6 protein-coding genes are annotated in these 16,860 nt (G+C 40.9%); all 6 read left to right on the top strand.

Features of this window, described 5'->3' with window-relative positions; translation table 11 throughout:
* The first annotated feature begins 102 nt into the window (after positions 1 to 102).
* Genes OSCI_RS26885 through OSCI_RS26860 form a run of 6 tightly spaced genes read left to right on the top strand, consistent with a single transcriptional unit; the run spans position 103 to position 16,855 of the window.
* The gene (locus OSCI_RS26885) at positions 103 to 5,049 is read left to right on the top strand and encodes a type I polyketide synthase (RefSeq protein WP_007358395.1); all 4,947 of its coding nucleotides are present in this window, start codon (positions 103 to 105) and stop codon (positions 5,047 to 5,049) included.
* Positions 5,036 to 6,661 (top strand): zinc-binding dehydrogenase, encoded by a 1,626-nt coding sequence (locus tag OSCI_RS26880; protein ID WP_007358394.1) that lies wholly within the window; start codon positions 5,036 to 5,038, stop codon positions 6,659 to 6,661. Before OSCI_RS26885 ends, OSCI_RS26880 begins: the two co-directional genes overlap by 14 nt.
* On the top strand, positions 6,658 to 10,935 hold the full coding sequence (locus tag OSCI_RS26875; RefSeq protein ID WP_007358393.1) for a non-ribosomal peptide synthetase: 4,278 nt from the start codon (positions 6,658 to 6,660) through the stop codon (positions 10,933 to 10,935). The genes OSCI_RS26880 and OSCI_RS26875 overlap by 4 nt, the downstream gene beginning before the upstream one ends.
* 58 nt (positions 10,936 to 10,993) lie before the next feature.
* Positions 10,994 to 15,691, top strand: a complete 4,698-nt coding sequence (locus OSCI_RS26870; protein ID WP_007358392.1) for a type I polyketide synthase — start codon at positions 10,994 to 10,996, stop codon at positions 15,689 to 15,691.
* A gap of 35 nt (positions 15,692 to 15,726) precedes the next feature.
* Positions 15,727 to 16,584 carry a 3-hydroxyacyl-CoA dehydrogenase family protein gene (locus OSCI_RS26865; RefSeq protein ID WP_007358391.1) on the top strand — a complete coding sequence of 286 codons (858 nt, stop codon included), beginning with the start codon at positions 15,727 to 15,729 and terminating at the stop codon, positions 16,582 to 16,584.
* 19 nt (positions 16,585 to 16,603) lie between these two features.
* On the top strand, positions 16,604 to 16,855 hold the full coding sequence (locus OSCI_RS26860; protein WP_007358390.1) for an acyl carrier protein: 252 nt from the start codon (positions 16,604 to 16,606) through the stop codon (positions 16,853 to 16,855).
* The last annotated feature ends 5 nt before the right edge of the window (positions 16,856 to 16,860 follow it).

Genomic DNA, 16,860 nt, shown 5'->3' with positions numbered 1-16,860 from the left:
ATAATAAGCATTGCCTTTATTTATGGTTAGGGATATTACCTAAGTGCTTACTTTAAATTTTTACGACAGATGAACGCAGATTTTAGGAGGAAAGAGAAGCTGATGAGTTATGAAAAAAATGGATTAGAAATTGCGATTGTAGGTATGTCTGGAAGATTTCCAGGGAGTAAAAGTCTTGATGACTTTTGGGAGAATTTGAAAGCTGGAGTAAATTTAACTTCAACCTTTCCAAATTCAAGACCAAGTAAATTAGGCGATCGCACAACAAAAGTAGGCTCCGTTCTTGAGGATATAGAATTATTCGATGCTTCTTTCTTTGGCTTTAATCCTAGAGAAGCAGAAACGATGGACCCCCAACACAAAATGTTTTTAGAGTGTGCTTGGGAAGCGTTAGAAAACGCTGGCTATGACTCCGAAATCGAACAAAGACCGATCGGCGTTTATGCAGGAACGGGAATTAGCACTTACTTGCTTTATAACCTTCATCCCAACCGAGAATTGATGGATTCAATGAGTTTCTTGCAAACTCTGGTTGGAGTCGATAAGGATTACGTTCCTACTCGCGTCTCCTACAAATTGAATCTGAAAGGGCCGAGTGTTAGTGTAGGAACAGCTTGTTCTAGTTCATTAGTGGCAGTTCATTTAGCTTGTCAAAGCTTATTAAGTGGCGAATGCGATATGGCTTTGGCGGCTGGTGTTGCTGTCAAAGTTCCTCAAAACGAACTAACACTATCGCCCGAAGAAATTATTTCTCCTGATGGCAAGTGCAGAGCTTTTGATGCCAAAGCAAACGGTACAATTGGCGGTAACGGCATTGGAGTAGTTGTTCTCAAGCGGTTGGATGATGCGATCGCAGATAGAGATTGCATTTATGCTGTTATTAAAGGGTCGGCTATTAATAATGATGGTGGATTAAAAGTTGGCTATACTGCTCCCAGTGAAGAGGGTCAATCGAAGGTAATTCGATCGGCTCAAATGATGGCGGAAGTCGAGCCAGAAACGATCTCTTATATAGAAGCTCACGGAACGGGAACTCCTTTAGGCGATCCGATTGAAATCGCGGCGCTGACACAAGCTTTTCGAGTTACTACTGATAAGAAAGGTTACTGTGCAATTGGCTCAGTCAAAACAAATGTCGGGCATTTAGATGCTGCTGCTGGAATTACGGGTTTAATCAAAACAGTTCTATCACTCCACCATAAATTACTGCCTCCCAGTATCAATTTCGAGACACCAAATCCGCAGATAGACTTTGAGAATAGTCCGTTTTATGTTAACAGTAAACTTTCGGAATGGAAAGCTAACAGTAATCCTCGCCGTGCTGGAGTAAGTTCTTTTGGGATTGGGGGAACTAATGCTCATCTAATTCTTGAAGAAGCTCCTACACCAACAGTATCTAGTCCTGCTCGCGCCCAACAATTATTAATACTTTCAGCTAAAACTAATTCGGGATTAGACACAGCTACAACTAATTTAGTTAACTATTTAGAGCAGTATTCTGAGGCTAATATTGCCGATGTAGCTTATACTCTGCAAGTTGGTCGTCGAGGATTCAATTATCGCCGAACGATCGTAGTAGATAACCTTGAAGATGCAGTAAAAACTCTCAAATCGAACAATCCCCAGCGAGTATTTACTAATTTTACGGAATCAAGCGATCGCCCCATCGTTTTCATGTTTACAGGACAAGGAGCGCAATATGTCAATATGGCGCGGGAACTTTATCAAAGCGAATTAATATTTCGAGAAGAGTGCGATCGCTGTTTTAAATTCCTTCAACCCCATTTAGGTTTAGATTTGTGCCAGTTGATTTATCCAAGTAAGAAAGACACCGAAAAAGCAACACAAAAATTACAGCAAACTGCTATTACTCAACCAGCACTATTTGTTATTGAATACGCGATCGCTAAATTATTGATATCCTGGGGAGTACAACCCCAATCGATAATCGGTCACAGTATTGGCGAATATGTAGCGGCTTGCCTAGCTGGTGTGTTCTCTCTCGAAGATGCTTTATTACTGGTAGCTACTCGCGGAAAAATGATGCAGCAGTTACCTGACGGGGGGATGATTTCAGTAAGTCTATCTGCGGAAAAAATAGAAGTATTTTTGAATAAAAACCTCTCTCTAGCCGCAAGTAATAGTCCATCTTTGAGCGTGGTTTCAGGAACGAAAGAAGCCATAAGTCAACTCGAATATAAACTAGCAGAAAAGGGGATAGAATATCGCCAATTGCATACCTCTCATGCGTTTCATTCCGCAATGATGGATTCGATTATCAAACCGTTTATAGTGGCAGTTCAAAAAGTAAAACTTAATCCTCCTCAAATTCCCTTTATATCTAACCTTACTGGTACTTGGATTACCACTGCTGAAGCTACCGATCCGAATTATTGGGCGCGACATTTGCGGGAAACCGTGCGATTTTCAGAAGGAATTTCTGAGTTGATTAAAGACGATCAACTCATTTTCCTCGAAGTTGCGCCGGGACGTACATTAACTACGCTGACTAAACAGCAAGCATCTGGACGAATCGTACTTTCTTCGCTTCCTCATCCCAAGGATAAAGAGTCAGATTTAGGATTTTTACTGAATACTCTGGGTAGACTTTGGCTAGCAGGAGTGCGCGTAGATTGGTCGGGATTTTATGCAGATGAAAAACGCTTTAGCGAAGCTGTCCGCAGGAATCGCATCCCCCTACCAACTTATCCTTTTGAGCGCCAACGTTATTGGATCGATCCTCCACAGGAATCAGCTAGTAATCGTCAAATAACGTTGGATCAAAAACCCGATATTGCAGATTGGTTTTATATTCCATCGTGGAAACGTTCTCTGCTCTCAGCGCCTAAATCGAATACCATACAAGTTCAGTCATGCTATTTGGTATTTATCGATGAATGCGGTTTGGGACTCGAATTATTGAAACGATTGGAACGGCAAAATCAAGAAGTGATTACCGTCAAAATTGGGTCAGAATTTTCCAATTTTGGGGAAGATATCTATACTGTTAATCCTCAACAACCCAATGATTACAAAGCTTTAGTTAAAGCACTTTTTGAGCGAGAGAAGATTCCCAAAACAATCGCGCATTTGTGGACTGTTACAAAAGACAGTAAATTAGACTGGGAACTGATAGATAAAGCTCAAGAAAAAGGATTTTATAGTCTACTATTTCTAGCACAAGCATTGGGTGAAGAAAATTTAAGTGATGAGTTGCAAATTGTCGTTATTTCTAATAACCTACAAGAAGTAACTGGAGATGAATTACTCTGTCCAGAAAAAGCAACTTTGCTGGGAACTGTGAAAGCGATCGCGCAAGAATATCCACAGATCAATTGTCGCAGCATTGATGTTGTACTTCCACCTTCGGGAAGTTGGCAAGAAAAACTTCTAGAACAATTATTCACAGAAATAATAGCTGACTCTTCTGATTCGATCGTTGCTTATCGTGGTAATAATCGCTGGTTACAAACTTTTGAACCAGTTAAACTAAATGAAGCACGAGAAGAAACACCAGTTTTGAGGGAAGGAGGAGTTTATTTAATTACAGGTGGACTGGGGGGAATTGGTCTTGTTTTAGCAGAGAATTTGGCGAAAACTGTCAAAGCAAAACTTGTTTTAGTAGGACGTTCTGCGTTTCCCGATCGCAACGAGCGATCGCAATGGTTAGCTACTCACAATGAGCAAGATAACATTAGCCGCAAGATTCGCAAACTACTCGAATTTGAAGAGTCTGGCGCAAAGATTTTGGTAGCTACTGCTGATGTTACTAACTTAGAACAAATGCAGGTTGCGATCGCTCTTGCTCAGAAACAATTTGGTCACATTGATGGCGTTATTCACGCTGCCGGAGTCCCTGGAGGCGGTGTAATTCAACGCAAAACGCGGGAGGAAGCTGAACGTATTTTAGCTCCTAAAGTAAAAGGTACTTTGGTGCTCGATCTTCTACTCAAAGATGTAGAGTTAGATTTCTTTGTTTTGTTTTCTTCTCTTGCTTCGGTAATAGGTGGAGTTGGACAGGTAGATTATGCAGGAGCTAATGCTTTTCTGGATGCTTTTTCTCACTATAAAAACTCTACAAATGGCACGTTCACCACTTGTATTAACTGGGATGCTTGGCAAGAAGTGGGAATGGCAGCTTCAGCGGTGAAACAGTTCTCTCTAACTCCCGATATTTCTCAACAAAAATTAAGAGCAGTAGAACATCCTTTGTTTGAAAACTCTTTAGTTGACAGTTCGGAAAAAGAAATATATATTTCCAAGTTTAATGTCGGCAATCTTTGGGTTTTAAGCGAACACCGATTCAAAGGAAAAGCCATACTTCCCGGAACAGCCTACTTGGAAATGGCGAGAGTGGCTGGGGAAATTCACGCTAATAATAGAAATGTTGAATTGCGACAAGTCTATTTTCTGTCTCCTTTAATCGTAGAAGAGGATGAGGAAAAAGAAGTTCACACAATTCTGACCAAAAAAGAAGATAGTTTCGAGTTTGTGATGATGAGCAAATCTAAGTCTACGTCAGATGAATGGCAGAAACATACTATCGGGGAAATAGCTTACAACAAGTTAGAAACATCTGAAAATTTTAATATTCAAGAAATAAAAGGAGAGTGTAGGGATCGAGAAATAATCGTTAGCAATCAAAAGGATAAAAACCCAAAAGGAGCTATCGAGTTTGGAGCCAGGTGGAACAACTGTAAATGGATAAAAATGGGAAACAACAAAGGATTAGCATTTCTAGAATTACCGAAAGAATTCATACCCGATCTGAATTCATATAAACTGCATCCAGCTTTATTGGACTATGCCACAGGATTTATGATGATGCAATTAAAAGATGAAGGGGCGACTTACTTACCTTTTTCTTATAAAGCATTACAGATTCAAGGAGATTTATCCGGTCGGATATATAGTTACATCAGGTTGATAGAAAATAAGCAATCTCAAAAAGAAACGCTGAAATTTAATATTACGATTTTGGATGAAATGGGTACGATATTGATGGAGATTGAAGAATATACTTTGAGGTGTTTAAATGAAAACATTTAATGATACGAGCGAGAGCGATCGCCTAAACCAAACTGCCGCCAGTTCTGAAAGCCAAAACGTCTATTTAACTATCTCCTCTCCTGGCTTATTAGATACTCTGACATTTCGTCCTATTCCGCGTCAAAAGCCCGGTGTAGGTGAAGTAGAAATTGAGGTGAGCGCAACTGGACTTAACTTTAAGGAAGTGCTTCTTGCCCTCGGTTTAGTTCCCGTTCCAAATGATTTTAATTTCAAGTTTGGACTTGAATGCGTCGGCAAAATAACGGCTTTGGGAGAAGGAGTTGAAAGCTTGGCAATTGGAGATGAAGTAATTGCTTTTGGTACTTCATGCTTTAGCCGATTTATTACCACTTCTGCTCAGTTAGTAGCGTCAAAACCAGCACATCTCAGTTTAGAAGAAGCGGCGACAATTCCAGTTGCTTTCGTAACCGCTTATTATGCTCTAATTAAATTGGGCAAATTGCGTCAGGGTGAAAGAATTTTGATTCATTCAGCCGCTGGCGGTGTGGGAATGGCTGCCGTACAAATTGCTCAGTGGATAGGGGCGGAAATCTTCGCTACGGCGGGCAATGATGAAAAACGAGAATTTTTGCGATCGCTCGGCATTCAACAAGTAATGGATTCCAGGTCTTTGACTTTTGCTGATGAAGTGATGAAACGCACTGAAGGCAAAGGCGTAGATGTAGTTTTGAACTCATTAGGAGGCGAATTTATAGCAAAAAGTCTTGCGGTTTTAGGACGTTACGGACGGTTCTTAGAAATCGGTCAACGCGATATCCTTAATAATAGCCAATTAGGTCTGCAACCTTTTGAAAAACGGTTATCATTTTTTGCGATTCAAGTAGAGCCTGAACTACCTAATTTCAGCGAACTTTGGCGAGAAGTAGTGAAACACTTTAACAATAAAAATTTCACTCCCCTACCTCATCAAGTCTTTCCCATTTCAGAAATAGTTCGCGCCTTTGAATACATGACCGCAGCCAAACACATTGGAAAAATTGTGATATCATGGCAGGATAAAAGGGAAGTAGAAGTGGAAAAAAATAACGTATTAACTTCTCCCAGTCCCCAGTTTTTTGCAAAAGCTTTGCCAATAAAATTTATCGAAAATGGATTGTTACCGTCAGAAGGTATCAACGTTTTCAGACGAATTTTAGAGAGTAAACTGCCCCAAGTTTTAGTATCAACTCGCGATTTAACTACCTTAATCGCTCGGCATAATTCAGATAGCATACTAAGTTTCTCAGAAACCGGAGAAAAGGCTAATTTATCCCAAGCAATACACCCCCGACCAGAACTAAGTAATGCTTATATACCTCCCCTAAATGAGCTTGAAGAAACCATCGCCAACATTTGGCAAAAGTTTCTAGGTGTTAAGCAAGTGGGTATCTATGACAACTTTTTTGAATTAGGCGGACATTCCTTATTAGCCACCCAAGTTATTGCTCAGATGCGCCTAGCCATCAAGATGGATTTGCCATTAAGCATCCTGTTTGATGCACCCACTATCGCTGAAATTTCCCAGTACATTGAGAAGATTCGCTTGACTACTAAAAAATTCCAAGCGCCTATTAATACTGAATTAGATGACAGAATGGAGATCGAATTATGAAACCATCAATTGACGAATTTTTATTCAACCTCAGCGAACTCGGTATCAAACTTTGGGTAGATAACGATCGCCTGCGCTGCAATGCTCCGAAAGAAATGTTGACATCTACTTTGCGCGAACAATTGACCGATCGCAAAACTGAAATCCTGACATTTCTAAATAAATTTAGCGAATATTCCAGTATTCAAGACCAAACATTGCCTTTAATTTCACCAGACCTAAAAAATCGCTATCAGCCTTTCCCGCTCAATGATATGCAGCAGGCTTACTGGCTCGGCAGAACTGATTCTTTTGATATGGGAAATGTGTCGATCCACAGCTATACAGAAATCGAGATCGTCGATCTAAATATAGATCGATTAAATTTAGCTTGGCAGCAGTTGATTAACCGTCACGATATGCTGCGAGCGATCGTTTTGCCGGATGGACAGCAGCAAATTTTGCCGCAAGTACCACCTTATGAAATTCAGGTATTAGATCTGCGGGGAAAAGATGTTGAGGCTGTAGCTTTTCAAATAGAAATGATTCGCGATCGCCTCTCGCACCAAATGTTACCTCTCGAACAGTGGCCTCAATTTGAAATCCTCGCATCTCGATTAGATGAACATAGCAGCAGGCTTCATCTCAGCATTGATGGATGGTGTCTTGATGGTAGGAGTTTACAGCTTTTATTCCGAGAGTTAAAAGAACTCTACGACAAGAGCGATCAACACTTACCTCCTCTAGAACTTTCATTCCGAGACTACGTTTTGGCTGCGATCGCTCTCGAAAATTCACCTATCTATGAAAAATCTTTAAAATATTGGCTATCTCGTATTCCTACGTTACCGCCAGCACCGGAATTACCACTAGCACAAAATCCTAGCAATCTCAAAAACCCTCGATTTGTTAGTCTCAAATATAAATTAGAAGCTCAAGTGGTACAAAGACTAACAAATCGAGCGGCTAAAGGCAGTTTAACCTTAGCTGGAACCTTGCTTGCTGTCTACGCGGAAGTGATAGGACGCTGGAGTAAAAGCCAGAGATTTACTATCAACGTACCGCGATTCAATCGCCTACCATTGCATCCTCAAGTCAACGATATTATGGGAGAATTGGTATCATTTACTCTCCTAGAAATAGATAACTCAGGAAATGAATCATTTGAAGCGCGATCGCAGCGTATTCAGTCGCAACTTTGGCAGGATTTAGAACACGATTATGTAACTGGAGTGCGAGTCCTGCGCGAATTAGCTAAAGTTCAAGGCAAAGCCGGAGGAGTCGCAATGCCGATCGTATTTACGACTACTCCTCAAGATGTGGATGGTAATAATGCGAGCGGAGATATTCCTCTGGGAAAAGTTGTTTATAATGTCTACCAAACTCCGCAAATCTGGATAGATAATATCTATTTTGTGGAGGCGGATGGCTCTCTAACCTACACTTGGCAAGTCGTAGACGAGCTATTCCCCGCAGGGATGATAAATGATATGTTCGAGGCAGCTTGTCATCTCCTGCAACGCTTAGCTAATGAAGAGAATACTTGGCAAGAAACAGCGCCAAAATTAATACCATCCGCACAATTAGAGCAACGTGCAGCCATCAACAATACTGCGGCTGAAGTATCAGATAGCTTACTCCACAGTTTGTTTGCAACTCAAGTTAAACAGCGACCAGAAAAAACGGCTGTGGTAACTTCCACTAGCAGCTTAAGTTATCAAGAATTATTCGATCGCTCCAATCAAGTCGGTCATCGACTACGCCAATTAGGAGTTCTTCCTAATAAGCTAGTCGCCATAGTAATGGAGAAAGGGTGGGAACAAATTGTCGCAGTTATGGGCATTTTAGCTGCCGGTGCTGCTTACGTTCCCATTGACCCAGGATTGCCTAAAGAACGCTTATTTTATCTCCTCGAAAACAGCCAAGTTGAAATTGTTTTAACTCAATCTTGGTTAAAAGAAAAACTTGCTTGGCGTGAAGGAATTCAACTACTATGTTTAGATAATGAAGACTTAGCCAAAGAAAGCAAGCAACCGTTAGAATCAGTTCAAAAACCAGGCGATTTAGCTTATGTAATTTACACCTCTGGTTCGACTGGCAAACCCAAAGGAGTGATGATTACTCATCGCAACGTGATAAATGTGGTTATCCACACCAATAGACGCTTTAATGTCAGTTACCAAGACTCTATCCTAGCTGTAACCGCACTCAATCACGACTTATCTGTTTATGACATTTTTGGGCTTTTAAGTGCTGGCGGTAGCATTGTCATGCCAGATGCTGAAGCGGTAAAAGATCCCTCTCATTGGGTAGATTTAATGTTGCGAGAAAGAGTGACTTTATGGAATTCAGTTCCGGCGATGATGGAGATGTTAGTTAGCTATGTCGAACAGCAATCTGCAACTATTCCTTTAAGTTTGCGTTTGGCAATTTTAGGTGGAGATTGGCTCCCGATTTCTTTGCCAGAGCGACTAAAATCTTTACTGCCAAATATCCAAATCCTTAGTATTGGCGGCCCGACTGAAACTACAATTTGGAACATCGGTTATCTCATCGAAAACACCGATCCAAACTGGAAGAGTATCCCTTACGGTCAACCGATGGCTAACGCCAAATATTACATTTTGAACGAATCTTTAGAAGATTGTCCGGTGTGGGTTCCCGGTCAAATGTACTGTGCTGGCGTACAATTAGCAAAAGGTTACTGGCAAGATGAAGAAAAGACTAAAACTAATTTCATCACTCATCCGCGCACGGGAGAACGGATTTACCGCACGGGAGATTTAGGTCGCTATTTACCAGATAGCAACATCGAGTTTTTAGGACGAGTAGACTTTCAAATTAAAATTCGAGGACAGCGCATTGAAACCGGAGAAATTGAGGCGGCTTTAACCCAACATCCCAATGTAAAAGCTTCTGTAGTTACAGTTGTGGGTAATGAGTCTAACCAGCAGCGCTTGGTGGCTTACATCGTTCCCAAACAGAAAAATTCTACCGAAAATAAGCTGTCTGAAGCTTATGAGCCAGGTCAACTTGAAGGAGTATTGATCGATCCGGTAGAACGCATTGAATTTAAGTTAAAACAACTAGGATTGAGACAGATTCCACCCACTCAACACAGTATTGAGTTGCCAAAACCTGAGTTTGATGAAATTATCAAACAGGCTTATTTGCAGCGTCAGAGTTATCGGCAATTTTTAGATAAAGCCATTTCTTTGAAACAGTTAGGTGAGTTTTTAAGCTGCCTACTACCAATAACGCTGGATAGTTCCCCGTTACCTAAATATCGCTATGCTTCCGCTGGTGGTCTCTATCCCGTGCAGGTATATTTGTATGTTAAACCCAATCGAGTGGAAGGGTTAGAAAGTGGATTTTACTATTACAATCCTACTTATCACCGTTTGGTATTTTTGAGTGCTGCTAGTGATATTAACAACAGGATATATCAAAAAAATCAGCTAATTTTTGAGGAAGCGGCTTTTTCCCTATTTTTGATCGGACAACTGAGTGCGATCGCGCCGATGTATGGAGAAGTGACGCGAGATTTTTGTATGCTGGAGGCGGGTTATATCAGTCAATTACTAATGGAAACCGCGCCAAAATATGAAATCGGTTTGTGTCCTATTGGTTCTATAGAATTTGAACAATTGCGAGATTTATTGGCGATCGAATCGAGTCAAATTTTACTTCACAATATGGTAGGTGGAGGAATAGATCCAAGTTGGACTAAGCAATGGTTGGAGGAAAAGCCTGCAACATTTGACAATCATCACTCAGAATCATTAAATGATGAATTACGCGATTTCTTGCAGCAGAAACTTCCCGAATATATGATACCTTCTGCTTATGTGCTACTAGACGCATTACCATTAACACGGAATGGTAAAGTCGATCGCCTCGCCTTGTCTGCGCTAGAAAGTCTCGTTCCCCAACAGAGTGCGGCTTACGTTGAACCAGTAACAGATTCCGAACAACTCATTGCAGGGGTTTGGCAACAGATACTTCAACTGGAAAAAATAGGAATTAATGACAATTTTTTTGAGTTGGGAGGTAATTCGTTGCTCATGGTCAAGACTCAACTCAAATTGCAAGAAATATTGGGTAAAAAAATACCGATCGTTGATATGTTTAAAGCCCCAACTATTTCTTCTTTGATCAAATACTTAAATCAAAACGAAACTACAAAAACCTCGACAGAACAAGGTCAAGAGCGAGGCTCAATACGGAGCGATCGCCAAACATTACGAAGTCAAAAACAACAATCCAGACAGAAGCATCGGGGGCAGAAAGTTTAGATTTTGTAGTTGGGACTTTCAATTGCTAATAGTCAATAATCAAAGGAGTTAGAATTAGATGAGCGCAGTGGATTTACAGAATGATATAAATGGGTCGGAAATAGCCATTATCGGAATGGCCGGTCGTTTCCCTGGCGCAAAAAATATCGAGGTTTTCTGGCAGAATCTGCGAGAAGGTATAGAGTCAGTTGAATTTTATTCAGATGAAGAACTACTCTCTTCAGGTGTAGATTCAACTTCGCTGAACAACCCTAATTACGTCAAAGCTAATGCCGTCCTGTCAGACGTTGAAGGATTTGATGCTGAGTTTTTCGGCTTCAGTCCGAAAGAAGCTGAAATTTTAGATCCCCAGCATCGATTATTTATCGAATCTGCTTGGGAAGCACTCGAAAATGCAGGTTACAATTCGGAAACTTATCAAGGTTCGATCGGTGTTTACGCAGGTTCAGAAACTAATACTTATCTGCTCAACAATATCTATCCTAATTTTGGTCTGTCAGATTTACAAACGCTGCTAGGAAATGATAAAGATTATCTATCTTCTAGAGTTTCTTATAAGTTGAATCTCAAAGGACCGAGTGTCAGCGTTCAAACCGCTTGTTCTACTTCATTGGTGGCTATTCATATCGCTTGCCAAAGTTTATTGAATGGTGAATGCGATATATCTTTGGCGGGTGGCGTTACAGTTCGCGTTCCACAAAAGACGGGATATTTATATCAAGAAGAAGGAATTGCTTCTCCCGATGGACACTGCCGAAGTTTTGATGCTAAAGCGCGGGGAAGTATTTTCGGTAGCGGTGTAGGAGTTGTGGTTCTCAAGCGGTTGGATGATGCGATCGCAGATGGAGATTCCATTCATGCAATTATCAAAGGTTCGGCAATTAATAATGACGGCGCGTTGAAAGCTGGCTATACTGCTCCGAGTCCAGATGGTCAATCAGCAGTAATTTCCGAAGCTCAAGCGATCGCGGGAATTGAACCTGAAACAATAAATTATATTGAAGCTCACGGCAGTGGAACACCTTTAGGAGATCCGATCGAAATTGCCGCGCTAACACAAGTTTTTGAAAGTCGGACTACACAAAAAAGTTTCTGTGCAGTTGGTTCCGTTAAAACTAATTTCGGACATCTCGGTGCTGCTGCTGGCGTAGCAGGTTTAATTAAAACAGTTTTAGCTATCAAACATCAGTTAATTCCACCGAGTTTGCATTTTGAAAAACCCAATTCTAAGATTGATTTTGCTAACAGTCCGTTTTACGTCAACACCAAACTTTCACAGTGGAAAACGCACCTAAACCCTCGCCGCGCTGGGGTTAGTTCTTTAGGAATTGGAGGTACGAATGCTCACGTAATTCTCGAAGAAGCGCCACCTGCTAAAACTTCTGAAACATCTCGTACTTGGCAATTATTGATGTTATCTGCTAAAACTAACTCGGCTTTGGAAACGGCGACGGTAAATTTAGCGGAACACTTAAAACAACATCCCGATCTCAACTTAGCTGATGTCGCTTACACTCTACAAGTTGGTCGTCGAGCTTTTGAGCATCGGCGAACGGTGGTTTGCAAAGATATTCAAGATGCGATCGCAGCACTTCAAAATCCCAAACTAGTTCTCAATAATATTCAGGATGGAATGGAACGTCCAGTCGCTTTTATGTTTACAGGACTGGGAACTCAATATGTCAATATGGGTTGGGAATTATACCAAGTTGAACCGACATTTCAAGAGACAGTCGATCGCTGTTGCCAATTTCTCAAACCTCTGCTGGGGTTAGATTTGCGAGATGTAATGTATCGCGATCGCAACGCTCCAAAAACTACCTCTCCATCAGGTTTCGATCTGCGAAAAATGCTCGGTCGTGGCGAACAACAGGCGGATGAAACTACTCAAAAACTCAATCAAACTCATCTCACTCAACCTGCTATTTTTGTAATCGAATATGCTTTAGCTCAGTTGTGGATTTCCTGGGGAATTCATCCTGTAGCAACTATCGGTTACAGCATCGGTGAATATGTCGCCGCAACGATAGCAGAAGTTTTATCTCTGGAAGATGCTCTTACTCTCGTCGCCAAAAGAGCGCAGATGATTCAAGAGTTACCAAATGGAGGGATGTTGGCGGTTCCTTTAGGTGAGGAAAAAGTGCGCCCTTTGCTGAATAAAAATCTCTCTTTATCTGCAATTAATGGTGCTGCTTTTTGCGTAGTAGCGGGAACTACAAACGCTATAGACGAATTGGCTACTCAACTAACTGAAAAAGGTTTAGCTTGTCGGCGCTTGCAAAGTTCCCATGCTTTCCATTCTCAGATGATGGAAGCGATCGCTGAATCTTTTACCGAATTAGTGAAAACTGTCAATCTTCAAGCACCAAAAATTCCTTATATATCAAACGTTACGGGAACTTGGATTACTGCCGAACAAGCTACCGATCCTAATTATTGGACTCAGCATTTGTGTCAACCCGTGTTATTTGCTGATGGGATGCAAGAGTTGTGGAAAAAACACAAACCGATTCTATTAGAAGTAGGGCCAGGACAGACATTGTGCAGCTTAGGCTTACAGTGTTTAGAAAATGTTGCGATCGCAGATAAAGTCGCGTTACCCTCGCTGCGAGATGCCTATAATCAACAACCAGATTTAGCATTTTTACTCAACACTTTGGGTCAGCTTTGGCTTTCGGGAGTACAGATAAATTGGTCGGGATTTTATACCCACGATCGCCATTATCGGATTCCATTACCGACTTATCCATTCGAGCGTCAGCGCTACTGGATTGAACCACCAAAAACTCCCAACAATATTAATCTTAACCAAGGAATTCTAGAACAAAAACTTGATATTACCGAGTGGTTTTACATTCCTTCTTGGAAACAAGTTGCACCGCCTGGATCTTTTGAACCAAGAAAATCAATAACTCAAAAGCAATCTTGGCTAGTATTTATTGATGGTTGTGGGATAGGTTCACAAATTGTAGAACGACTAGAAAAGGAGAATCAAGATGTAATAGTCGTGAGGGTGGGAGAGAAATTTAGCCAGCTTAGAGAGTGGGAATACACGATCCATCCTCAAAATAAAGATGACTATAATGCTCTAATAAAAGTCCTTAGTGATTTGAATAAAATCCCCCAAATCATCGCTCATTTGTGGAACATAACATCGAACGATCGCATACACTCAGCACTTGAAGATTTAGAAGAAACTCAAGTTTTTAGCTTCTACAGTCTGATTTTTTTAGCCCAAGCACTAGGAGAAAAAAATCTTAGTGACTCTATCGAAATTGCTGTCGTATCTAATAATCTACAGGAGTTAACTGACGAAGGTGAATTGTACCCAGAAAAGGCAACTCTTTTAGGCCCATGTAAAGTTATTCCCCAAGAATATTCAAATATCACCTGTCGTAGCATTGATATTACTCTGCCCGAATCAGGTACTAAACAATGGGAACAACTGATAGATCAACTCCTGGCAGAATTAGCTGTAGAGTTATCTTACCCGGTGATTGCGTATCGCGGAAATCGTCGATGGGCGCAGTGTTTTGAGCCACTCCCAGTGAAAGATAAAACCTTACGCACACCCAAGTTACGCCAAGGAGGAGTTTATATTATTACAGGTGGATTGGGTGGAATTGGACTAGCGATCGCCGAACATTTGGCAAAAATAGCTCAAGCCAAGCTGGTGTTAATTGGACGTTCAGGATTACCTCCGAAATCTGAGTGGGAGCAATATTTATTAAGCCACGATCGGCAAAATTTACTGAGTACAAAAATCGAGAAAGTTCAGCTTTTAGAGGAATTGGGTGCAGAAGTTCTTGTTATCAAAGCAGATGTTGCTAACCTTGAACAAATGCAAGCGATGGTCAAGCAGGTATGCGTTCGCTTTGGGGATATTCATGGAGTGATTCACGCAGCCGGAGTTCCAGGTGCAGGTCTTGTTCAACTGAAAACAACCGAATTGGCGAACAGTGTTCTTGAGCCTAAGATGAAGGGAACGCTGGTATTAGATGCTGTATTAAAAGATCTAAAGCTAGATTTTTTTGTGTTCTTTTCTTCATTCACTTCAATTTATGGTGGATTTGGTCAGGTAGATTACTGCGCCGCTAATGCTTTTCTTGATGCCTTTGCCCATTACAAATTTGCTCGCCATCAAGTGCTAACTGTTTCAATTAATTGGGATTGGTGGCAATGGGATAGTTGGCAAGATGCACTGCTGTCATTTGAGCCACAGATGCAAGCTAGCTTTAAGCAAATGCGAGAGAAATATGGCATAACATTTCAAGAGGGTATAGAGGCATTAGGTCATATTCTATCTTGTCAACTTCCTCAAGTAGTCGTATCAACGCGAAATCTCCAGGCTGTAATTGAGCAGCACGAGGATTTTGAATTGACAACTTTACTGGAAAAATCACAGAAGGATCGCCCCCAATCAATTCATTCACGACCTAATTTAAAAACTGCCTATATTGCACCTAGCAATGATACTGAATACAGAATTGCTGGCATTTATCAAGAGTTGCTGGGAATTGATAGCGTCGGCATAAATGACAGCTTTTTCGACTTAGGCGGTAACTCTTTGATCGGGATTCAGTTAATTTCTCGGCTTCGCCAAGACTTCCAGATAGAACTATCTATTCCTTCGCTTTTTCAGTCACCATCTGTAGCTGAATTAGCTTTTGTTATTGAGGAAATCATCATCAACGAATTAGAAAAATTAACTGAAGATGAAGTTCGCGAACTTGTACCAGTTAATTCCATGAAATGATCAATGATCAATGACCAATGACCAAAGGATTAAGTATGAACATTCAAACAGTCGGTGTAATCGGAGCAGGTGTTATGGGAGTTGGGGTAGCGCAAAATCTAGCGCAAACCGGACATCATGCGGTGCTTTTAGATATTTCAGATGATATTCTGGAACGAGCGAAACAGGAAATCAAAAATAATATCCGTTTTCAAAGTTTTTTCAACAAAAATGAGAAAGCCGATCGTCCAAATGACATTTTGGATAAAATTACTTTTTCCAGTAACTATCAGTTCCTAGAAAAAGCGGAATTCGTAGTTGAAAATGTTACTGAAAAATGGGATATTAAAAAGGAGGTATACAGTAAAATAGACGCGATTTGCCCAGAAGAAACTATTTTTGCCGCCAACACATCGGCCATTTCCATTACTCGGATCGCTTCCGCTACCAAGAGGGCAGATCGAGTTATTGGCATTCATTTTATGAACCCCGTACCGATGAAGCCGATGGTGGAAATGATTCGCGGCTATCATACTTCTGAGCCGACGATCGAAACCGCCACAAAATTATTAGCGAAGATGGGAAAAGAATCTATCTTAGTTAATGATTCGCCTGGTTTCGTTTCCAATCGGGTGCTAATGTTAACCGTTAACGAAGCAATTTTTCTTTTGCAAGAGGGAGTAGCTTCAGCCGAACAGGTTGATAAAATTTTTAAATCCTGTTTCGGTCACAAAATGGGGCCATTAGAAACAGCAGATTTAATCGGATTAGATACAATTCTCTTCTCGATAGAAGTTTTGTACGAAAGCTTCAATGACAGTAAATATCGCCCCTGCCCTTTACTCAAAAAAATGGTAGATGCTGGATTGCACGGGCGAAAAAGCGGAAAAGGTTTCTATACCTACAATCATTAGTCATTAGAAATTACATAACATGAAAGCAGCTAAAGACAAAATCAAAAAATTCCTTTCTCAGTTTTTCGGCAACCATGACTTGCAGGATGATGAAGACATATTTGCTTTGGGATTCGTCAATTCCATGTTTGCCATGCAATTGGTGTTGTTTATAGAAAAAGAGTTTGAAGTTACGATCGAAAACGAAGACCTGGAATTTGCTAATTTCAGGAGTATCAACTCTATGACGGCGTTACTAGAACGGAAAACTACCGTACTGGCGAGAGAGTAAAAAAT

The sequence above is a fragment of the Kamptonema sp. PCC 6506 genome, from assembly GCF_000180455.1.
GTDB lineage: Bacteria > Cyanobacteriota > Cyanobacteriia > Cyanobacteriales > Microcoleaceae > Kamptonema > Kamptonema formosum.
The sequence above is the reverse complement of the archived record's forward strand: the minus strand, read 5'-3'. Positions and strand labels throughout refer to the sequence as shown.